The organism is Candidatus Kryptoniota bacterium (assembly GCA_036567965.1).
GTDB lineage: Bacteria > Bacteroidota > Ignavibacteria > Kryptoniales > JAKASW01 > JAKASW01.
Window position 1 is genome coordinate 16,937 of sequence record DATCTN010000004.1, and the last position, 21,921, is coordinate 38,857.

Annotated in this window: 18 protein-coding genes and 2 tRNA genes; 16 read left to right on the forward strand and 4 right to left on the reverse strand. The window is 50.1% G+C overall.

Translation table 11 applies throughout. The features are described from left to right. Positions 1-18 precede the first annotated feature (18 nt). From VIS48_00570 to VIS48_00590, 5 genes are all read left to right on the forward strand, one after another. Positions 19-4,491: an NAD(P)-binding protein gene (locus VIS48_00570; protein HEY9164634.1), complete on the forward strand. Its 4,473-nt coding sequence runs from the start codon at positions 19-21 to the stop codon at positions 4,489-4,491. 72 nt (positions 4,492-4,563) lie between these two features. Next, complete coding sequence (locus VIS48_00575; GenBank protein ID HEY9164635.1) at positions 4,564-4,998, forward strand: hydrogenase iron-sulfur subunit; 435 nt, start codon at positions 4,564-4,566, stop codon at positions 4,996-4,998. 98 nt (positions 4,999-5,096) lie between these two features. Beyond that, positions 5,097-6,038 carry a methyl viologen-reducing hydrogenase gene (locus VIS48_00580; protein HEY9164636.1) on the forward strand — a complete coding sequence of 314 codons (942 nt, stop codon included), beginning with the start codon at positions 5,097-5,099 and terminating at the stop codon, positions 6,036-6,038. Beyond that, positions 6,035-7,477: a Ni/Fe hydrogenase subunit alpha gene (locus VIS48_00585; protein ID HEY9164637.1), complete on the forward strand. Its 1,443-nt coding sequence runs from the start codon at positions 6,035-6,037 to the stop codon at positions 7,475-7,477. The genes VIS48_00580 and VIS48_00585 overlap by 4 nt, the downstream gene beginning before the upstream one ends. Positions 7,478-7,569: 92 nt before the next feature. Continuing rightward, positions 7,570-8,073, forward strand: coding sequence for a hydrogenase maturation protease (locus VIS48_00590; GenBank protein HEY9164638.1), 504 nt, complete (start codon positions 7,570-7,572; stop codon positions 8,071-8,073). 267 nt (positions 8,074-8,340) lie between these two features. On the opposite strand, the gene VIS48_00595 is transcribed toward VIS48_00590, so the two are convergent. After that, the gene (locus VIS48_00595; GenBank protein ID HEY9164639.1) at positions 8,341-8,799 is read right to left on the reverse strand and encodes a cyclic nucleotide-binding domain-containing protein; all 459 of its coding nucleotides are present in this window, start codon (positions 8,797-8,799) and stop codon (positions 8,341-8,343) included. 667 nt (positions 8,800-9,466) lie between these two features. Between VIS48_00595 and VIS48_00600 the strand changes: the two genes are divergently transcribed. The 4 genes from VIS48_00600 (at position 9,467) to VIS48_00615 (ending at position 12,463) form a co-directional block, all read left to right on the forward strand. After that, positions 9,467-9,655, forward strand: coding sequence for a hypothetical protein (locus VIS48_00600; protein HEY9164640.1), 189 nt, complete (start codon positions 9,467-9,469; stop codon positions 9,653-9,655). Positions 9,656-10,172: 517 nt separating this feature from the next. Next, positions 10,173-11,489, forward strand: coding sequence for a glycosyltransferase family 39 protein (locus VIS48_00605; GenBank protein HEY9164641.1), 1,317 nt, complete (start codon positions 10,173-10,175; stop codon positions 11,487-11,489). A gap of 783 nt (positions 11,490-12,272) precedes the next feature. Continuing rightward, positions 12,273-12,345, forward strand: a tRNA-Gln gene (locus VIS48_00610). A gap of 45 nt (positions 12,346-12,390) precedes the next feature. Further along, positions 12,391-12,463, forward strand: a tRNA-Glu gene (locus VIS48_00615). 139 nt (positions 12,464-12,602) lie between these two features. Here VIS48_00615 and VIS48_00620 read toward each other — a convergent pair. From VIS48_00620 to VIS48_00630, 3 genes are read right to left on the reverse strand one after another with little or no spacing between them, the layout of a single operon-like run. Beyond that, positions 12,603-13,181, reverse strand: a complete 579-nt coding sequence (locus VIS48_00620; protein HEY9164642.1) for a TlpA disulfide reductase family protein — start codon at positions 13,179-13,181, stop codon at positions 12,603-12,605. Then, positions 13,178-14,041 carry a zf-HC2 domain-containing protein gene (locus VIS48_00625; GenBank protein ID HEY9164643.1) on the reverse strand — a complete coding sequence of 288 codons (864 nt, stop codon included), beginning with the start codon at positions 14,039-14,041 and terminating at the stop codon, positions 13,178-13,180. Before VIS48_00625 ends, VIS48_00620 begins: the two co-directional genes overlap by 4 nt. A 21-nt stretch (positions 14,042-14,062) precedes the next feature. Next, positions 14,063-14,605, reverse strand: a complete 543-nt coding sequence (locus VIS48_00630; protein HEY9164644.1) for a sigma-70 family RNA polymerase sigma factor — start codon at positions 14,603-14,605, stop codon at positions 14,063-14,065. Positions 14,606-14,933: 328 nt separating this feature from the next. On the opposite strand from VIS48_00630, the gene VIS48_00635 reads away from it, so the two are divergent. The 7 genes from VIS48_00635 to VIS48_00665 all read left to right on the forward strand — a co-directional run bounded on the left by VIS48_00635 (position 14,934) and on the right by VIS48_00665 (position 21,912). Next, positions 14,934-15,878: an aldo/keto reductase gene (locus tag VIS48_00635; protein ID HEY9164645.1), complete on the forward strand. Its 945-nt coding sequence runs from the start codon at positions 14,934-14,936 to the stop codon at positions 15,876-15,878. A gap of 61 nt (positions 15,879-15,939) precedes the next feature. Further along, entirely contained in the window at positions 15,940-17,031 is a 1,092-nt protein-coding gene (locus VIS48_00640) for a DUF362 domain-containing protein (GenBank protein HEY9164646.1), read from the forward strand. Positions 17,032-17,142: 111 nt separating this feature from the next. Then, complete coding sequence (locus VIS48_00645) at positions 17,143-17,826, forward strand: SGNH/GDSL hydrolase family protein (protein ID HEY9164647.1); 684 nt, start codon at positions 17,143-17,145, stop codon at positions 17,824-17,826. A 218-nt stretch (positions 17,827-18,044) separates the two neighbouring features. Further along, positions 18,045-18,515, forward strand: coding sequence for an Hsp20/alpha crystallin family protein (locus tag VIS48_00650; protein HEY9164648.1), 471 nt, complete (start codon positions 18,045-18,047; stop codon positions 18,513-18,515). A 69-nt stretch (positions 18,516-18,584) separates the two neighbouring features. Beyond that, positions 18,585-19,079 carry a hypothetical protein gene (locus VIS48_00655; protein ID HEY9164649.1) on the forward strand — a complete coding sequence of 165 codons (495 nt, stop codon included), beginning with the start codon at positions 18,585-18,587 and terminating at the stop codon, positions 19,077-19,079. Positions 19,080-19,111: 32 nt separating this feature from the next. Then, positions 19,112-21,529: an endopeptidase La gene (gene lon, locus VIS48_00660; protein ID HEY9164650.1), complete on the forward strand. Its 2,418-nt coding sequence runs from the start codon at positions 19,112-19,114 to the stop codon at positions 21,527-21,529. A gap of 101 nt (positions 21,530-21,630) precedes the next feature. Continuing rightward, the gene (locus VIS48_00665) at positions 21,631-21,912 is read left to right on the forward strand and encodes an SxtJ family membrane protein (GenBank protein ID HEY9164651.1); all 282 of its coding nucleotides are present in this window, start codon (positions 21,631-21,633) and stop codon (positions 21,910-21,912) included. Positions 21,913-21,921 lie beyond the last annotated feature (9 nt).

A 21,921-nucleotide genomic window follows, 5' to 3' on the forward strand; every position in this document is an offset into this window, starting at 1 on the left:
TGAAGGGATACAACCTGTATGAACATGAATTCGCACGATAAGAAGGTAGGCGCGGCACTCGTTGTAGGCGGCGGTATCGGCGGGATGCAAGCGGCTCTCGACCTTGCGGAGTCCGGTATAAAGGTCTATCTCGCCGAAAACAAGCCTTCCATTGGCGGAGTCATGTCTCAACTCGACAAGACGTTTCCGACCAACGATTGTGCAATGTGTACGATAGCACCCCGTTTAGTATCCATTGGGCGACACAAAGACATAGAGATACTCACGCTTTCTGAGGTTGAAAAAGTAGATGGTGAAGCAGGGAACTTCAGCGTCACACTAAGTCGAAGAGCCAGGTACGTCGACGAGAACAAATGTACGGGATGCGGATTGTGTTTCGCCGGCTGCCCGGTGTTCATAAAAAACGAGTATAATCTCGGATTGTCGGAACGTAAGGCGATCTACACTCTGTTTCCTCAGGCTGTACCCAACAAGGCGTCGATCGACAAACATGAGGACCGTCCTTGCAAGGCTGCATGCATGGATCGATGTCCCGTGCATACAAATGTGCTCGGTTATATCAAACTAATTGCCGAGGGGAAGTTCAAAGAAGCGTATGAACTAAATCGAAATGTCAATCCCTTTCCATCAGTGTGCGGAAGAGTATGCTATGCACCGTGCGAAGAGGCATGCAACAGAGGACAGCTGGACGAACCGGTCGCAATACGCCAGCTGAAAAGATTTGTGGCAGATTTTGTAAACATAGATGAGCTTCCGATTCCACAGATAACTGAATCTGGCAAAAAGGTAGCGATCGTAGGCGCCGGTCCTGCTGGATTAGCGGCCGCCAATGATCTCGCTCTCAGCGGACATCTTGTGACTGTGTTCGAGGCTCAAGATGAAGCTGGCGGAATGCTTCGGTACGGAATTCCCGAATACAGATTGCCCCGTGAGACCTTGCGCAAGGAAATCGACTACATCCGGAAACTTGGAGTTGACATCAAAACCGGTATCAGAGTTGGAAAAGATATATCCATCTCCGATATCCGAAGGGATCATGACGCGGTCTTCATAGGAGTAGGCGCCGAGCTGGGAATGCAGCTTGATGTCGGGGGATCGACACTGTCCGGCGTGATGGATGGAATCAGGTTCCTCAAGGAAGTGAACCCGGGTGTGAAGGTTGAAATCGGGAAGAAGGTAGCGGTCATCGGTGGAGGAAATACCGCAATTGATTGTGCCCGGACGGTGAGGCGTCTTGGTGCGGAAGAAGTCCGGATAGTCTATCGCAGATCGCGGGCCGAGATGCCAGCAGCGAAAGAGGAAATTGATGCGGCGGAGAGAGAAGGCGTCAAGATAGAATACCTCACTTTACCAAAACGGTTTCTCGGTGACCGGGGCACGGTTTCACAAATGGAGTGCATCAGGATGGAGCTTGGTGAGCCTGATGCGAGCGGCCGACGTCGACCGATTCCCGTGCCGGGTTCCGAATTCATCTCACCGGTAGATACTGTCATTACCGGCCTGGGACAGCTGACTCAAGTTGAGTTCTTGAAACAAATGGGATTGTCCGTAAACAGGAATGACACCATCACAATTGAACCAAAGACAGGCGCGACGAACATTGAAGGAGTATTCGCCGGCGGAGACGTCGTCACCGGAGCCGCTTATGTAATCGACGCGATAGCGGCTGGGAAGACGGCTGCTCGCTCAATCAGCCGTTATCTTAAAGGTGAACAGGTTGAATCACAAGAGACAGATAAACTACCAGAGGTACTTTGTAACGAGGAGATTATCGCGCTCAAACAGCGATTTCCTTTCTCAAAACGCGTCGAGATGGATGAGGTCCCGGTTCCAGAGCGGGTGAAGAACTTTCGTGAGGTTGCTCTCGGGTTCACTCCTGATGAAGCGGTAGCGGAGGCCAGGCGATGTCTGGCAGGTCAGATTGAGGGATGCATCGAATGCGGCGAGTGTGAGAAGCGCTGTGATGCAAAGGCGATAGACTTCGACCAACGCGACAGTAAGGTTGAACTGAATGTCGGAGCGATTATTCTCTCGCCCGGTTACGAAATCTTCGACCCGCGTCTCAAAACGGACCTCGGGTACAGTCGCTATTCTAATGTTATTACTGCTCTTCAGTTCGAGAGAATACTATCGCCGTCGGGGCCCTACGAGGGCGGCGTGTTACGCCCGTCGGACGGAAAGCCTCCCAAGCGCATTGCGTTCATCCAATGCGTCGGCTCGCGAGACAACGAGCATGACTACTGTTCATCAGTCTGTTGCATGTATGCAACCAAGGAGGCGATTATCGCCAAAGAACATGCAGGCGGTGATGTTGCCTGCGACATTTTCTTCATGGACGTACGCGCTTTTAGCAAGGGCTTTGAAGCTTACTTTGAGTCCGCTAAGAAACAGGGTGTGAATTATATCCGGTGTCGTGTCCCGGGCGTTGAAGAAATTCCGGAATCCAGGAACCTGAAGATCAAGTATATTGATGAAGATGATCACAAAGTCTCGCGGGAATACGATCTTGTAGTCCTTTCAGTTGGGATGCTTCCGCCGAAAAATTCTGCTGCAATTGCAGAGAAATTTGGAATCGAATTGAATCAGTTCGGTTTCTGCAGGACATCGACTTTCAATCCTGTCGAGACGGCACGCGAGGGTGTCTATGTAGCAGGCCCGTTCATAGAACCGAAGGATATACCTGAGACGGTAATGGACGCCTCGGCGGCCGCGTCGAAGGTTCTGGCACTTTTGAAAGACGAGAGAGGAAGTCAGATTATTCCGAAAGAGTATCCTCCGGAAACCGACGTGTACGGTCAGGAGCCGAGGGTCGGAGTGTTTGTCTGCCATTGTGGGACTAACATAGCGGGTGTCGTGAATGTCCCTGAAGTCGTAGCATATGCCCGAACACTCCCCAACGTAGTTTACGCGGAGAATAATCTCTACACATGTTCCAACGATACTCAGGAACGAATTCGCGAAAAAATAAGAGAGCACAATCTGAATCGTGTTGTAGTAGCCTCGTGTACCCCGAGGACTCATGAACCCTTGTTCCGAAGTACGATACAGGAAGCTGGACTTAATCCGTATCTTTTCGAGATGGCAAATATCAGGGACCAGTGTTCTTGGGTACACATGCATGAGCCGGTGAAAGCGACCGCAAAATCAAAAGATCTTCTTCGGATGGCAGTTGCAAAAGTGAAACTGAATGACTCGCTCTACTCCAAGCCTCTTGACGTTATCCATGAAGCACTCGTCATTGGAGGCGGTCTGGCGGGTATGACGGCTGCACTCGGGTTGGCGAATCAGGGCTATATTGTACATCTCGTCGAAAGAGATCCTGAGCTTGGGGGCTACTTACGGCGGTCTCGCTACCTCTTGAACGGCGAGGATCCTCAATCCGAACTTCGTGAGCTTATCTCTCGAGTAAGGTCGCATCGAGACATTCGCGTGTACGTAAACGCCAGACTTTTGGAAATGAAAGGCTCCATCGGAAGCTTTGCGTCAAAGATATCCATCGGCGGCGATGGCGCGACGATCGACATAAATCATGGTGTTGTGATTGTCGCAACCGGTGCCGAGTCGTCAAAGCCCGACGAATATTTGTATCAAAAGGACCCACGGGTTCTTCTTCATGATGAATTCGAGGAACAGCTGGCATCCGACCGGTTTGAAGGGAAATCAGTAGCCTTCATTCAATGTGTCGGGTCTCGAAATACAGAGCGGCCGTACTGCAGCCGGACTTGTTGCTCTGACACAATCAAGGATGCGTTGCGTCTCAAGCATCGCCGACCCGATGCGCAGGTCTACGTGCTTTATCGGGAGCTCCGTGCCTACGGTTTCAGGGAAGCATATTACTCGCAAGCTCGGAAACTCGGCGTGACATTCATCCGCTTTGGGGATAATAAACCGCCCGCTGTCCTCGGTCATAACGGAAAACTCTCCGTGCTGGTTCACGCTGAAACGCTTCATCAGACAGTGCAGCTACTTGTGGATAATGTTATACTTGCTGCGGCGACGATCCCGCGAGAGAGTAATAAAGAGTTGGCGCAAGTCCTGAAGGTCCCACTGAGCGAAGAAAAATTCTTCCTTGAAGCACATCGTAAACTCCGCCCTGTCGATTTTGCAACCGACGGCATTTTCCTTTGCGGCAATGCGCACTCGCCTCTGGGAATCGAAGAGACTATTTCGCAGGCAATGGCAACGGCAGCCCGTGCGGCGACGATCCTTTCGAAGGAACACATCGACCTCGAACCGACAATTTCACATGTTGTGGAAGAGAACTGCGACGGATGCGCCTACTGTGTTGAACCCTGTCCATACAAGGCAATCACACTAATAGAGTACGAGACGAATGGCGAAATGAAAAAACGCGTGCAGGTGAATGAGTCGCTCTGTAAGGGTTGTGGAACATGCATGGCAACGTGTCCAAAGAACGCAATTTACGTTTGGCACTTCAGGCCCGAGATGCTCTCTGCTGAAGTGAAAGCAGCCCTGGGAGCCGGGGGATGAGTGAAGTTTTGTTATCATGGAACTCCGATCTTGAATTAGGAATGTCAGATTTGGCTGGAGAAAAAAATCCATATGGAATCAGATAATAATTCATTCGAACCGTTGATCATCAACTTTTGCTGCTACTGGTGCTCCTATACCGGCGCCGATTTAGCGGGTACTTCGAGGATTCAGTATCCGGCAAATGCCAGGATCATACGCGTTCAGTGCACCGGCATGATCCATCCAAACTTGGTAATTGAAGCCCTGACCGGAGGCGCTGACGGTGTGCTTGTGTGCGGGTGCCATCCGGGAGACTGCCATTACATCGAGGGCAACCTTCGCGCCAAGTCCCGTGCTGAAGCAATTGAGCTGATGCTTCAGGACTTCGGACTTGAGCCAGAGCGCTTCCGTCTTGAGTGGGTGTCAGCATCGGAGGGACCCCGCTTTGCTCAGGTAGTAACCGAAATGGTTGAGCAGGTGAGGAAAGTCGGGCCAAGTCCGTATCGGGTTCCGGTGCAGACCTGAGATGGTGGCGGGACACAGACAATTGACAACTGGAAACCGGGACTGATGAGTGATTAAGGAAACTCAAATAGACTTCGCGTCATGAAAGGAGAATCATCATGCCTGCTCGATTAGCTCAAGAGTGGTTCGCGATCTGCGGCGGATGTGAAGTGACAATTCTCGATGTCGGTGAAGCACTTCTGGATATACTTCCGAAGCTTGAAATCGTCCACATGCCAGTCATTATGGATCATAAGCTCTACGGTCAGACAGGTGAAAAGACAACGATGGAGATTCCCGAGGCTGATGTGGGCATCATTAGCGGTAGCATTCGCACCGAGGAACATAAACTCATCGCTCAAGAAATGCGAAAAAGATGCAAGACGCTTGTAGCCATGGGATCGTGCGCATGTTACGGCGGCATACCGGCTCTCGCCAATCTCTCCACGCTGGAAGAATTGTACGAAAAAGTCTTTCACGACTCCGTCTCAACAGAATCGAACGGGATCCCAAACGAGCAGATTCCGTCATTGACCGACGGTGTATATGCTATCCATGAAGTTGTCAAAGTGGATGTGAAACTCCCTGGTTGTCCGACCACACCTGAGATTTTCGTAGATGCAGTCACAGCTTTACTGGAAGGCAAGTCATTTACTTTCAGCGCCAAGAGCGTTTGTGACGAGTGTCCGTTTGTTCGTGAAAAGAAAGCGGTTACTTCGATCAAGCGCCCGCTCGAATCGATCGGCTTCAAGCCCGGAGAGCCCATGAACACTGTCCGTTGCATCATGGAACAGGGCTACTTGTGTCTGGGACCCGCAACCAAATCCGGTTGCGGAGGTGCCGAAGGCACACCTCGCTGCATCCGTGCGTATATGCCTTGCCGTGGATGCTTCGGACCTCTCTCCGATAATGCAAATCCGATGGTTGACATGATGGGCGCGCTGGCATCGATAGGTCTTGATCCAAAGCAGATTCCAGACCGGGCTGCCACTTTTAACCGCTTCGCGGGGGCACAGGGCAGATTGCGACCGCTTCCAGGGAAAGGAGGAAAGCCGTCATGACGCAGACAATTGTCATCCAACCTGTGAGCCGCATTGAGGGTCACGCAAAGGTCACGATTCAGCTCGACGATGCGGGCAATGTGAAGGACACTCGCGTCAACGTAATCGAGTTGCGCGGCTTCGAGAAGTTCTGCATCGGCCGGCCTGTCGAGGAAATGCCTCGCATAGTGACTCGAATCTGCGGGGTTTGTCCGTGGTCTCACCATCTCGCTGCGAGTAAGGCGTGCGACGCAGTTTTTGGAGTCGAACCGCCTCCGGCGGGAAGGAAACTCCGGGAGCTCTGCAACAGTATTGCCTACATGGAAGAGCACATCCTCCATTTCTTCATTCTTGCCGGCGCGGATTTCGTGATGGGTCCTGATGCCGATCCCGGTGTCCGCAACATCATCGGCATTATCGGGAAGTTTCCAGATCTCGCAAAGAGAGTTGTCCATGTCCGGCATTTGTGCGCGAGAATGCTTGAGATCATTGCCGGCAAATCGATACACCCCGATGCGTCGGTCCCCGGCGGATTCAGCAAACCTCTGCTTGCAGCCGAACGCGATCAAATTAGAAAAATGGCAGACGAATGTCTCGAGCTGGCAAAATTTTCCATTGATTTTGCCAGGAAGAACATCTTCCCTCAATATCTCGATGTGGTAAAGTCACTCGGGGTTATCGAGACGGGCTTCCTCGGTACGGTGAAGGACAACGGTGCATTGAGTCTTTATGACGGCAAGTTACGCCTGATGTCGAAAGATGGATTGTTCGTCGACTTTCCGTACGACAAGTATACAGATTACATCAGCGAGCACATTGAACCGTGGAGCTATTTGAAGTTCCCGTACGACAAGCGGGCAGGGAAGTTTTCGATGGACCTCGATAGCCCTAATGGCATTTACCGCACGAATACACTTGCACGGATAAATGTCTGCGATTTTATCGATACACCGCTCGCGCAGGCGGAGTTAGAAGAGTTCCGGAAGAACTTCGGCCGGCCGGCACAGCTAACGCTGCTTTATCACTGGGCAAGATTGATCGAGCTGCTGTATAACGCAGAGAACGCAATCCGCGTCCTTGACGATCCGGAGATCACAGGGGTCGAGACGCGCAAGAAGGTCGAGCCGCGCGCGGCACGCGGCATCGGTTGTGTCGAAGCTCCTCGTGGAACACTGATTCATGATTATACCACTGATGCCAACGGCATTCTCACAAACGTGAACCTCATCGTCGGGACAACTCATAACAACGCGCCGATCAACATGTCTGTGAAGCAAGCAGCAAAGGCCCTCATCAAAGACGGTAAATACGATCAAGGGATTCTGAACCGTGTCGAGATGGCGATCCGCGCGTACGACCCTTGCCTCTCGTGTGCCACCCACAAGTTTGACGGCACGCTCGCCGTGAAGATTGACATCTATGACCATAATGGCCGGCTTATTGATTCGATGGCAAACTGAGGACAGCCGAAACCATCAATCCCCATTTCCCCTTCTTCCGCTTCGAGAGGAGGGGGAGGGAATGGAGCGCGCCGGAAAATTCCGCAGTTCTGATGGGAAATGATGCAGGGTATACGCTTCCGAACTTCTGCGCCAAACGCACCCTGATCTTAGGTTGTGGAAATTGGCTGTTTGGCGACGACGGCTTCGGCCCCGCTGTTATCGAGTATTTGCTCAGTCATTATGAGATACCCGATGACGTTTATGTTATGGATGTAGGAACCGGCATAAGGAAATTACTGTTCACGCTTGCCCTCGAACCGGAAAATGCAGGACAGATTGTTATCGTTGACGCTGTCGATAAAGGAAGAACACCTGGAACGATCTTTGAATTATCAACTGAAAACCTTCCGCAAGAAAAATCCGATAATTTTTCCCTCCATCAAATACCGTCATCGAATTTAGCGAACGAGTTGAGAGATGCGGGCGTCAACATTCGCATCTTGGTTTGTCAAATCAGTAACATCCCTGAAAGCGTCGAACCTGGATTGTCCGACACACTTAAAGATGCAGTTCCAAGAATGGGCAGTCTCATCGCAAAAGAATTTTTGCAGTAAGCTATCGAATGCATTAGGTTCGTGTTGTAGAAAAGAATCCTTTGACGCTAGTATGATTAACTCGATTCAGAGAGACAGCGATTTCTAAGTTGCGGAATTCTGCGAAACAAGTGAAAGCCCCCGTCTTCTTTTGAATTCATGCCGGTTGTTTCGTATGCCTTTGCCCTCGCAGAAGGCTGTGCAAAGCTCCCGAGCCTTCACTTAGCAATAGGCATGATTTGCCACTTGGTTTTGAAGACACACAGAGTAGCGCCTGGCGAGCAGATGTCAGCCGTAAACATCGAGGAGCTGAAATCGAGTCGCTCCCAGACGTCGTTCCAGGACCTCAGAGAACCGACGCAGCATCTCGTACCCGAAATCATGGTCCGTTTCGCATTTCTTCCTGAGGCAAGTCCCATCAATTGCGAAAGCTCGAACTCCCTCCACCGCGTACGCATCGAAATGCCAACGGTAGGGAGATATTAGCCACGACCAGCCGAGGACCTCGCCCGGCCCAACGGTCTCTATTCCAATTGATCCTTTCTCGCCAGCTTGAATCTTGAGCGCGACTCTCCCGGTCTTTATGAGGTAAAAGGTCCTGGCTTCCTCACCCTCCTTAAAAACATATGTGTCCTCAGGAATCACCACGTTTGAAGCGCACGAAGTAAGGGTTTTGACCAGGTTTTCGCTCATGTCGCTCAGGAACGGATGATCTCCTAACGATTCCGCCAAGTCACGAACTTCCATGGCTGTTCTCCTTCTTGTAGTGGGGTAGTGGATCCATCGATACGTTATGTGAGAGCAGTGGAGGCTCTCGAAACTCTGACCAACCCAACCAGCCTCGCGCGATAGCGACGTTATTCGCACACAGGCTAACTCGCAAGAGGATTGGCTTACTGGTACGACCACTGAGGACTCGCCTGCTGGGGCCGGACATTCTTCTCACCTTGGGGTATATGGAATTACTCGAAAGCCGCTCGTATGTTCGAATACGCCTCACGAGTAATTTGCGCAATCTGTCGACTGAATGGCACATATCAGGGACCTAAACGGTGCGTTTCCCAAATGTAATTCTGAGACTTACAACGATTAGCGACGCCAACTTGCGAGGCGTGTACATACGCCACGATTAGGAGAGCCAATTTAAGAGAAGTAATCACTGCACCACCTTATCGCACCGACAAAAAGTCGTCGTACTTGATACGATGTTCCGCGAACCGTGCGGCTAAATTTATGCTCGTGACATTTCAAATGCAAATAGTATTCTTGGGATGCGGAATATTCGCCCGACGGAAGGCGCCCAACTCCCCACTCGATGCGACATGGTCTGGCGTACTTTCAGGTAGTGCCCTAGATTGATTCTTGGAGTGATAGATGCGAGATTTGGTTGATCCACAAAAAACGGAGGTATGCAATGACAGACGAGACGCGGGCAATTGTAGCCAGCAATCTGACCTTGGCATTCTTCTATGCAAATCCGGCGGAATTAATTGAGCAACAACGAGATCCAAGGGTTCAATACACGGTTGCCGATCGCCTGCAAAAACTCATAGATTACTATTTGCAGATTTTCAGTACGCTTAAAGAACAGGAAAGTGCCTAGAGAATTTAAGCTGTAGATTCCCGACACGAATTGGCTTGTTTTCTTTAAAGAAGGAATCGGTTGGGCCCATGTTCGTTCGCGTCATTTCGACACTGTCAACTTGCCGCCGTGTGAGGGAGTCCCTTTCCAACGCTTTAAGCGCCGACATGCGATCAAGAATCGATACAGTTCTATAATGGTACGAGCGTTGGACCACTGACCTTGCGTTGTCTCAAACTGTGGGGACAGGTCATTGTCTTTCATCAGTATGAACAACTTCTTAATTTGACATTACAGAATAAATGGAGGCGAGCATCGAATTGGAAGTCCGAAGTACGAGGACCTGCTCAACACAGCGAGATGTCCTGTCGACACTGTAGACTTCCATATAACGACCAAGTGCAGTCAGGATTGCCCATACTGTTGGGGTCCGAAGAATGATAGCACTCCGATTGATACTCGTCTTGCGATCAGGATAATTTCTCATCCGCAAGCTTGGAGCAAAGGCGGAGGTTGAGCGGATGGGGGACAAAAAAGCGTGTCGAGTAAAAGCGCTGATTACCAGATAATCAGAAGAGGACTTACGGCAGTTCGCCCGATCCTCCTCTCTCGATGGTATCTTCCAACTATTATTGCTTTTGGATTTGCAATCCGCCTTTACTGGATACTGGTTTTTCATCCCTATCCCGTGAGCGATTTTGGTTTCTATTTCCATAGTGCTGAGTCCATTGTTAAAGGTTATGGTTATGTAACTGATCATGGTTTCGCCACCGCGTACTTCCCCATCGGTTATCCGTTTTTTCTCGCGATCCTATTCTGGGTCTTTGGGGTCTCGGTTACCGTGGCTGAAACTGCAAACCTTATTCTTTCTGTCGCCTCGCTCGTACTCGCGTACCGGATAGCACGCGCCATCTTTAAGTCGGAAGCGGCAGGATGGTTTTCCCTCCTGTTCCTTGCCATTTATCCGAATAACATCTCATACACATCCCTCGTTTCTACAGAAATTCTTTATCTGTTCTTGCTACTACTGGGGTTAGACCTTTTGTTGCCGTGTGTGTCAGCAAAGGGGGTAGCGCATGTCGGCCGCTTGCTGACTGCAGGATTCGTGTTTGCGTTCGCGACGCTTGTCAAAGTGCAAACACTTTTCTTGCCCGCTTTCCTTCTCCTTTTGTTTCCTAAGTTCTGGCGAGAAAGAGTAAGTCTGGTCAGTCAGTTGAAGAGAGTTGCGGTTCTCTATGTTGCCTTCATTATAGGATTGAGTCCATGGATCATTCGCAATTACGAACTCTTTAACGACATTGTTCTTACAAACACCGGTGGTCTGAACCTATATATAGGCAATGGTCCTGAAGCAAACGGGACTTTTGTTGAAATACCGTGGCTCGGCGCTGTAAACAGTATGCAGGATGAGTACAATGTCAATCAAATTGCGAGAAGAAAAGCAATCGATTATATAGAAAGGCATCCGCGGCGAACCGTTTCGCTTATGCCGAAAAAGCTCGTAGCCCTCTTCGACAGCGGTGATGGTCTGTATTGGAACACAGAAGGCACTGGGAAGGGATCAACATATAGAAGACACGTCTTGTCTTCACTCGATCAACTCAATTCAATTTATGAGTCCATCGTGTACGTCATCTTCGTTGCTTCACTCCTCTTCGGGTGTTGGAAAAGACTGCGATATGGCAAGGATGGCGGTTGGCCGCTATTGGGTATTGCCGTGATATTCTATTTCGTCGGCATCTATCTCGTGTACTATGGCGCGGCGCGTTACAACTTCCCGATAATCCCATGGATGATAATGTACTCCGCCGCGCTGCTGGCCTCTCCATTTGAAAAGCGTGCGCGCGGAAGTTGACCTGGCCAGCGGTACGATCCAGTGTTGTTATCGCGTGAAGGTCGGACCAGTGACTTTGCTGCGGTACATCAATCGGGGGCAGGTCAGCCGGTGACTCTGATAATGGTCGACCTTGAGCCGAGCAAAAATACCTTCTCATATATTGTTTCTTGGGATTCTTTCGAAAGACTTTCAAGGAGATAGTCAAGTTCATCTCGCATTGGTTTACCTCTTGGCTGGATTTTTGTGGGTCGTCAAATGATGTTATTGATTTTTGAATAGCCCGGTGCTTGGCCTAACCCTGAATTCAAATTGTCTTGATCAAGAATAAACTAATCAGTCATTTATTGCCATTTCCATTTTGTACGTCTCCAAAATCAAGCGGACAAATCAGCGGTTTTGCTAAGAGACGGTCGCCGAGTCGTTGTCCGTGATAAGTTGGACCGTTTTCTTGCTCTCAGTGTATTTTCTCTGATTCTGTCCCTCCGTGTTAGTATCTCCTCTCTTCTGCCGCAGTACACATTGGCCAGAGTAAAATTGTCCAATGGTTCAGGGTAACGTTTGTTGTTGTAGTAGTCGATGAACCCTGCGATCTCTTGCTCCAGTTCCCATGGCATATTGTATTTCAGGAGGTTGATCTCATTCACCGTCCATGCAGTTGAACAGAAGAACATGATTCCGACCATGCGTTTCAGTCCTGCTTTGGTTTGGATGTCTTGGGAAATTGGTGCTCAAGGCTTAAATTTCATTCGCAGGTCTTGAACAAATCTTGCACAAATTTTAAAAACCTGCGAAAACGGTCATTGCCCGGTGGTGTAATTGGCAACACGCCTGACTCTGGATCAGGAAAGTCAAGGTTCGAGCCCTTGCCGGGCAGCTTCAAAAAACTAACAACTGAAATCTAACAGCAATTAGTTGCTATGGCGCTATCGTCTAGTGGCCTAGGACGTCGCCCTCTCAAGGCGAAAACACGGGTTCGACTCCCGTTAGCGCTACGCGGATTGGAGAGTTCAAACCACGGGACTCATCTTCCACGGAATTGCAGAGCTTGAACCGGCTCGGATCTCACCCTCACCTCTTTTCTTCTTCACCCGTTTACCGCAGTAATTCTTCCCCCGAACATTCCCCGCCGAACTAATCGAGAAATTTTTTTATCGTCGATTCAAGATAAGTCTTATCACGCTCCCCGAGCCAGCGAGTCGCGATCTTTCCATCTTTGTCCACGATAAATGAAGTCGGTATGACATTGATATTTCCAAATGCGTCGGCGACATCATCGTTGTCTATTACGATCTGATATGTGAGACCGTTATCCGATACGAAACTTGAAACCTGATTCAATAGATCGCTTCCTTTGTCCACCGACACTCCGACTATCACTAGACCTTTTGAAGCATACTCTTTGCTGATCGATTCGATGTCGGGAAGCTCCGCTTTGCATGGACCGCACCATGTCGCCCAGAAGTTTATCAGGACTGTCTTGCCTCTCAGGCTCTTGAGCGACACCAGTTTACCCGAGTTATCGTACCACGAGAAGTCCGATGCGAACTCATTTTGTGAAGGGGCGACACTCGTTGCGAGAGAGACATTGTTCCTGAAGTCCGCCGAGGAAGGAGTTACCTTTGACGCGCTTCCTGCGTTTTGTTGAGCCGGTTGCTTACTGCACGAGGCGAATAGCAGCGCGCATACTAGTACGAGACTCTTACGTTTCATGGATTTTTCGCGCCTGTTCCTGGTTGGAGATAGGCCACAAGATCTTTCTTGTCAAGATTGGCTGTTGCTATGCACACGTTGTTCTGGAAATTCCAGACCGCCTGTACGTCTCCGTCTTCATCCTGTGTCCAGAACCAGTCGTTCTTGTCGATGGTGTCCATGCACTTGGCCGGGAGATGGACGTTTTGTGAGATCATCGCGTCCTTCGGGAAGCAGTAGAGGTAGATATAATTCTCACCCATCTTATAAATGACATGGGCCATCTTGTGTCTTCCCTGGGAGGAAACACTTCCGCCGATCCAGTCCGCGCTCTGGACTCCGGGAAGATCTAGCGTATAGCCCGCGTTCTTTAGAATGAAGGATGCTACATCGGCCGTCGCGATCGCGGTAATTTCGGGTTTGAACTTCCCGCTCAGCACGTCCTGGAAATTGTTTCCCGCTATAGTCAGCCCGTCGAGAGACGCAGCAACCGAAGTTGCCAGCTGGTCCCCCGGTGACGGAGGAAGGACGATGTTATCCTTGTTTGCGAAAAACAAAATAATCGCGAGGACAAAAACAACTCCGACGGCAAGCACCGGCTGGAAAATGCTGTTGCTGACGACCCGGTCTAAGAAGCCGGAGGGGATCGCGGTGCCGCCTTGATTGGATATCTGAGCCATGATCGCAGTTTCAAGATCATAAGGCACATCTACGAAGGTGATCTTGCGCTTGATGTAGGCTTTGGTCAGTCTCTCGAGTTCGAATTCGTCCCTGCAGCTCCCGCAAATCTCGATGTGTTCGTAGAAACTCTGCGATTCACTCTTGGCGAGTTCGTTGTCGACCGCCGCGCTCATCAAGTCGCGGGATTCCCTGCAGTCCACCGTTAGCTTCTCCTCTCACACTCAATCTTCGTCTGCTTCATCATAAACATCTTTGAACCCGCGCTTCAGGGCGTATTCCCTCAGCATAGAACGCAGCATTTTCCTGCCACGATGAAGTCGCGACCTGACGGTACCGATAGGTATCTCGATGAAATCGGCGATCTCTTCGTAAGTGTAACCTTCAATGTCGCACAAGATAACGACCGTCCTGAAATCTTCCGGAAGTTCCTGCAGCGCCTTGGCAACTTCATCCTCGAACAGACCTCCGAATATTTTTTCCTGTAAATCATTTGTATCGACCGCCGAATCCTTAACCGTCGCGTAAAAATCTTTTATATCGTCATAATCAATCTTATCGGGCTCCTTGGATTCTTTCCGATAACGGTTGATGTATGAATTCTTCATTATCCGAAACAACCATGCCTTAGCGTTCGTTCCCTGTGCGTACTTGTCGAAGAACCTGTAAGCCTTCATGAAAGTTTCCTGGACAAGATCCTTTGCATCGTCAGGGTCCCCGGTCATCCGAAGCGCAAAGTTGTACAACGCAGCCATGTGCGGCAGCATTTCGCTTTCGAAATTCTTTCGTCTTACCTGTGCTTGTTCCATTACAAAGAAGGTATGATTCGCTCTCTCAGTTTCAACTGGTCAACTTTGTCAGTATAACACTCGACAAAAACTAAGGCAAGGTTTGCCGCCGTGAAACATGCCGGGAATGACCTTTATCATACGGTATCACCAGGCGAGACCCTTACGTCATACGGAAAGCTCTACTGCTCACAATTGAGAGTAGTGACAATTTGCGACACAACCTCTTGTGAGTTCATTCTGCAGAGATTAAATTTTTTGTAGCTGAATCGAATCTGAACATGTCAGAACTCCGGAGATTTTGGAATTGAAAACTAGAATTTTGGGAAAGAACGGACCTGCGCTTACCGTTGTCGGATTCGGTGCGTGGGCAATAGGAGGACCGTGGGAATTCGGGTGGGGGCCGGTTAATGACGCAGATTCGGTGGCGGCAATAAAACGAGCATTCGATCGGGGGATAAACTGGATCGACACCGCCGCAGTCTACGGGCTCGGACATTCCGAAGAGACAGTCGCAAAGGCGCTCGGGGGGATGAGACACAGTGTTTTCATCGCGACGAAATGCGGGATGATATGGGATTCGAAGGGAAACGTCAGAACTCATCTTGGACCATCCAGCATTAGGAGCGAGATTGAAAACAGCCTTCGGAGGCTGAAGACGGACCATGTGGACCTCTATCAGTTCCACTGGCCAGATCCGCTGACTCCTGTCGAAGATTCGTGGGGAGTGATGCTGAAGTTGCGCGAGGAAGGTAAGGTCAGATTTATAGGCGTGAGCAATTTCGATGTACTGCTCCTGGAGCGATGCATGGCAATAGCACCCGTGCAGTCGCTCCAGCCGCCGTTCAACCTCCTGAAGCGAGAAGTCGAAAACGAAATGCTTCCATATTGCCGGGAAAATGGAATTGGAGTGGTCGCCTACAGCCCGATGATGTCCGGTCTCCTGAGCGGGAAATTCGACGCGACTAGAATGAGCGCCGACGACTGGCGCAGAAAGAACAAGATGTTCCAGGAACCGCTCCTCTCCCGGGAACTCGCTTTCGTCGATAGGCTCAGGCCAATTGCGGCGAAGTATTCAAGGACGGTCGGGCAACTCGCCGTGGCCTGGGTGAACATGAACCCGGCAGTCACGTCCTCCATCGTCGGGGCGAGAACGGCCGAACAAGTCAAGGAGAATGTCACAGCTGACTTCGAGATTGATTCCGGCGACATGAAGATTATTGAGTCGGCACTCGAGGAAACGCTTCAGTGACGGGAGTTGACGCGGTCAATTCAAATCATAGAGACTCCGCTAATTCGCGTGTGTGAATTCAATGACTAAATCAAAAGTTGCTGTCGTTAAGACAAGGCCTGAAAGAGTCCTGCAAGATTACGGGCGCCTTGTGGAGATGGCTGGAGCTGCCGAATGTCTTGACGGGACAGCACCCACGATCCTAAAGGACAACATCAGCTGGCATTTTCCCTACATCTCAGCCAACACGATGCCGTGGCAGCTGGAAGGAACGGTACTGGCACTCAAAAAACTAGGTTTCGGTGAGCTCATTGCTGTACACAACAACACGGTTGTAACGGATCCGAACAAGGGAGAGAAGCTGAACAAGCTTGCTGCTGTTTACCGGAAATACGGCATACTGGAGATATATAACAATGAACCGGACGAGGTCGAGTGGGTCCCATACTCGCCAAAAGCCCGGATGCTTGCTCTTCACAAGATTTTTCCTGACGGATTGAAGATTCCCGGATTCTTCCTCGGCAAAAATATCGTTCATCTCCCGACTATGAAGACCCATATCTACACGACTACCACAGGAGCGATGAAGAACGCCTTCGGCGGACTCCTCAACACGAGACGTCACTATGCCCACTCATGGATACACGAGACACTTGTCGACCTTCTTGCCATCCAGAAGGAGATTCATCCCGGCATTTTCGCTGTCATGGACGGCACTATTGCAGGCAACGGACCCGGTCCTCGCACAATGATACCTGTCGAGACCGATTACATTCTCGCAAGCGCAGACCAGGTGGCGATCGACGCGGTCTCGGCAAAGATGATGGGATTCGACCCGATGTCGATAAAGTATATAAGGCTCGCTCACGAAGCCGGTCTTGGCACCGGCGATCCCAAAGAGATAGAGATCGTCGGAGAAGATATTCGCGGCATCGATCTGCATTTTTCCGTTGGCGACAATTTCGCCAGCCGGGTCGGGGACCTCCTATGGTTCTCGCCGATGAAAGTCATGCAGGGATTCTTCTTCCGTACTCCGATAGTTTACGCATTCGTATTCGGGAGTTTTTTCTATCACGATTATTTCTGGTGGCCGTTCAGGGGAAAGAAGATACAGGACAGAATAAGAAAGTCCTCCGAGTGGGGGAAGCTCTTTCTAAGTTATCCCGAAGTCTGAAGAGGAACTGAAATCAAGAAGCGTCGGATATCCGGGTGCGATAAATCAGGCGGACAAAATCATTTGAAGACGGGTGCATGGAACGATTTGGAGAAACGATAGGACGGAAGAATGAAAACATTTGGAGTTTTGATTACGGTCGCTGCACTATTCGGCGGCTGCGCGTCGGAGAAGATGTTGCTGAATAAATCCGACCGGATAATCTTCCTTGGAGACTCAATCACGGAACTTGGCGGCCAGGAAAACGGATTCGTGACACTAGTGGAGGATTCGCTCGCGGCGAAATTTGGCGCGGACGCGCCCGCTGTAATAAACGCGGGCATCAGCGGCAACAAGGTGACTGACCTCCAGGCGCGGCTCGACCGTGACGTGATATCTAAGAATCCGACTATAGTTGTCATCTATATCGGCATAAATGATGTCTGGCATTTCGCGCTCCCGAGCCACTCGGGGACTCCTGCGGCTAAGTTCGAGTCGGGGCTGAGAGACATTATTACAAGAATTCACGCGGTCGGTTCGAAAGTCATTCTCTGTACGCCAAGTGTGATTGGTGAAAGCAAGAACGGCACCAACCCGCAAGACGAAATGTTAAATCAATACGCTGATATCAGCCGCAAGGTCGCAAAAGACATGGGCGTTCAATTGTGCGACCTCCACAAAGATTTCATCGACTATCTCTCGACTAACAATGCTGAAGACAAACACGAAAGTGTGCTGACAGTTGACGGAGTTCATCTCACGGTTGACGGAAATCGATTTGTCGCAGGACTTATGCTGAAAGCGTTCGGATACTGATTTCGAGATTATCCTGAAGAATTTCATTCGATACCTACTGACAAAATGTCTTATCGGCGGCAAGAATTTTTCGTTTTCTGTCGTGCTGCGTGACTCATTTGTCTAAGTCAAACCTGCGAAGAAACATCTACGCATTCTTCATTTAGAAATCGGGCCTCTCTCCTCCGGCATGCCGATTGATCTATTACCATCATGAAAATCAAAAGGAGGAATGATTTATGGCACTGATTAGATGGAAACCCGAGAATGAAATCTCCACATGGTCGCCGCTCAGAGATCTCGTGAGCATGCAGCGCGAGCTTGGCCGCGTGTTCGACGGTCTTTTCTCGGACTTTGACGGAAACGTCTCAGGTCTGAGTCGTTGGGCACCACACGTGGATGTTTCTGAAAATCATGACGCCTATACGATCAAGGCAGAACTGCCGGGCGTAAGCAAGAACGACGTCAAGATCACTCTCCAGGACAATATTCTGACGCTGAAGGGTGAGAAGAAAAATGAGAACGAAGAGAAGAATGCTGAGTACCATCGCATCGAGCGGTCGTACGGCAGCTTCGAGAGATCGTTCACACTCCCTACCGGCGTCAAGAGTGACAAGATAGATGCGTCATTCAAGGACGGCGTCCTTTCAATCACTTTGCCGAAGGTCGAAGAGGCGAAGCCGAGAGAAATTGAAGTCAAATTGTCGTAATCTTAAGCCTTTGACAAACCAGGGCTCCCTTTTAAAGGGAGCCTTGTTATATTTTTATATGGAGAAGAAGTGCTAGGACAAATGACCGCTGAGCATGCGGAAAAGAGAACGGGCCTGTGGACAAGATTCAGAACACTGACGAAAGAAACGGGCGAGCTCAACAAGGATATCGAGTTTCTTACGGAAGACTACGTGTCGATGTCGAGAATCGCGGCCAATCTTTCTTCGCATACAAAATGGATCCCCTATTCTTTCTTGCAGAACAGGATAAGAAAGCTTGCCGATGAGGTAAGGACGCAATCGGAGGCACTAAGGTCGAAGATAAGCGAGCTTGGCGGACGAGTGCCTCAAGTCCCGGTCGAAAATCGCGAGATCCTGGAATTCAAACAGAACATCAAGCGATTGGTCAGAGATATGGAAGATCACGCGAACCAGAGTGAGGTCTTCGTGCATCATAAGAATAAGATCCGTGACGAAAGCATTGTCAAGCTTATAGACATGATCATCAAGCAGATGCAGCTGCAGAAGAACGAGCTGATGGATATTGTAATGAGGTTGTCATAATCTAATGGATGGTAGTGGGAGAGGAGAATTAAATGCCGACAGTTGAATTGGATAAGAAAGACGAACAGATAGTAATGGAAGATCCCGGTAAGCTCTACAACCAGGAGATCCTTCCGATAATGCCTCTAAGGAATTCAGTTTTCTTCCCGAGGCAGATGATGCCTCTGACAGTCATGAGAAAGAGCACGATACAGCTTGTCGATGAGGCGTTCCGTGACGACCTTCCGATACTTATCGTAGCTCAGAAGGATTCGACTACCGAGCGCCCGACGCCCGATGATATTCACAAACTCGGTACGGTGGCGCGCATACTGAAAGTTTATAACATGCCGGACGGGTCAAGAAGTGTATTCGTACAGGGACTCTATCGCGCACTGATATTTAATCTTGTCCAGCAGGATCCCTACATGAAGGGATTTGTCCAGCGAGTTGAGGAACAGAAGACGGAAAGCATCGAGGCCGAGGCACTCGTAGCGACAATAAAGAACGGGTTCAAGAAAGCTGTCGATCTTGCTCCTGACCTCACACCGGAGCATTTAAGTTTAATAATTAATACCGAGGACCCGAGCCAGGTCGCAGATATGGCGATGTGGCTGATCAATATTCCCGTGAAGGAAAAACAGGAAGTGCTCGAAGAGTTGAACATAGGCGAGAGACTGAAGAAGGCGAACCTTTTCATCAGCAAACTCGTCCAGCGGCTTGAACTTGGAAATAAGATTCAGACCGAAGTTCAGGACGAGATCAATAAGAGTCAGCGCGATTATTTCCTGCGCGAGCAGATGAAGGCGATCAAGCACGAGCTCGGCGAAGATGACGAGAACGTGGAGATAAACGAGGTCCGGAAAAAAATTGAGGACGGAAGTTATCCAGAAGAAGTCAAAAAGACAGCTCTCAAAGAAGTGGACAGGCTCCAGAGGATGCATCCGTCAAGTGCGGAATATACGGTTGCCAGGACTTACCTGGATTGGCTCCTCGAATTGCCGTGGAGTACATCGACGGAGGATAACCTGGATATCAAGGCGGCTGAAAAATCTCTTGAGCGCGATCATTACGGTCTGGAGAAGGTGAAGAAGAGAATCCTCGAGTATCTGGCTGTCCGGAAATTGAAGAACGATATGAGAGGTCCAATCCTCTGCTTCGTCGGCCCTCCAGGAGTTGGAAAGACGAGTCTCGGCAAGTCGATTGCAAATGCGCTCGGAAGAAAATTCGTAAGGATGTCGCTCGGCGGCGTTCACGATGAGGCTGAAATCCGAGGCCACAGGCGGACTTACATCGGAGCTCTTCCCGGCAGAATAATCCAGGGAATCAAGAAAGCCGGGTCGAATAACCCAGTCTTCATGCTGGATGAAGTCGATAAGATCGGAATGGACTTCAGGGGCGATCCTGCAAGCGCGCTTCTGGAAGTTCTCGATCCCGAACAGAATTTTTCTTTCAGCGATCATTATGTCGAGATCCCGTTCGACCTTTCGAAGGTAATGTTCATCGCTACGGGCAATATGATGGAGCCAATTCCACCGGCACTTCGCGACAGGATGGAGATCATCGAGATCCCAAGTTACGTCGAGGACGAAAAGCTTCACATTGCGAAGAATTTTCTTGTCCCGAAACAGGTAGCGGAACACGGCCTGAAGGATGGGAAGATCAAATTCAAGGATGAAGCCCTTCACTTCATAATATCGGGTTACACGAAAGAAGCCGGCGTGCGAAGTCTTGAAAGAAAAATCGCGGACGTTTGTCGCGGCGTTGCAATGGAAGTCGCCGGCGGCTCGAAGAAGGAATTTGTGATAGACAGCGAGTCTGTCGTGAAATATCTGGGCCACCAGAAGTTCTTTCCGGAAGTGTCTGAAAGGATAAACAGGCCCGGTATCGCGACGGGTCTCGCGTGGACGCCGGTCGGCGGAGACATACTCTTCATCGAAGCGACCAGGATGAAAGGAAAAGGTAACCTCATTTTGACTGGACAGCTTGGAGAAGTGATGAAGGAATCCGCCCTGGCAGCTCTGAGTTTCATCGGATCGAACGCCGAGTCGCTCGGGATTGAGCCGGACTTCAGAGAGAAGTACGACATACACGTACACGTTCCGGCTGGCGCGGTCCCGAAAGACGGTCCCTCGGCGGGCGTTACGATGCTGACGGCGATGGTGTCTCTCCTGACTGGAAGACTTGTCAGGAATGATCTTGCGATGACCGGTGAAATAACACTGCGCGGAGCCGTGCTCCCGATCGGAGGCGTGAAGGAAAAAGTCATCGCAGCAGTCCGGTCAGGAATAAAAACAGTCATACTTCCGAAGAAGAACGAGCTTGATCTCGAGGAAGTACCGTCACACGTTCGCGAACAGGTGAAATTCAAATTTGCAGACGAGATGAACGATGTGCTGAGCTTCGCACTGAGGCCGATGAAGAAAGAAGACAGGCCGCCGGCACACGCGCAGCCCGCGATTGCGAACTGATCCACTGAATAAAATTGGAATTAATCATCCGGCGGCCCTCAAAAGCCGCCGCGATGACCCCACTCCCCGAATCTAATCCTTCGTTGTAATTCCCCCCCCTTTTGGTCATATTATCGAACCACGAGGAGAGACTACTGCAAACGATAAAGAAGATCGGCCGGCTAGTTTATAAATGGTGGATGGCATTTGCACGTTGGCTTGGAATAGTAAATGCCACGATACTTCTCACAATCGTCTACATGATCGTTATCGGCCCGATGTTCCTGATTATGAAACTCCTCAGGAAAGACCTGATGGGGCATCGGCCACCCGCGAGCGGTTCTCTCTGGAAACCGAAAGAACAATATCCACACACTATCGACCAGGCCCGCCATCAATTCTGACACATCTAG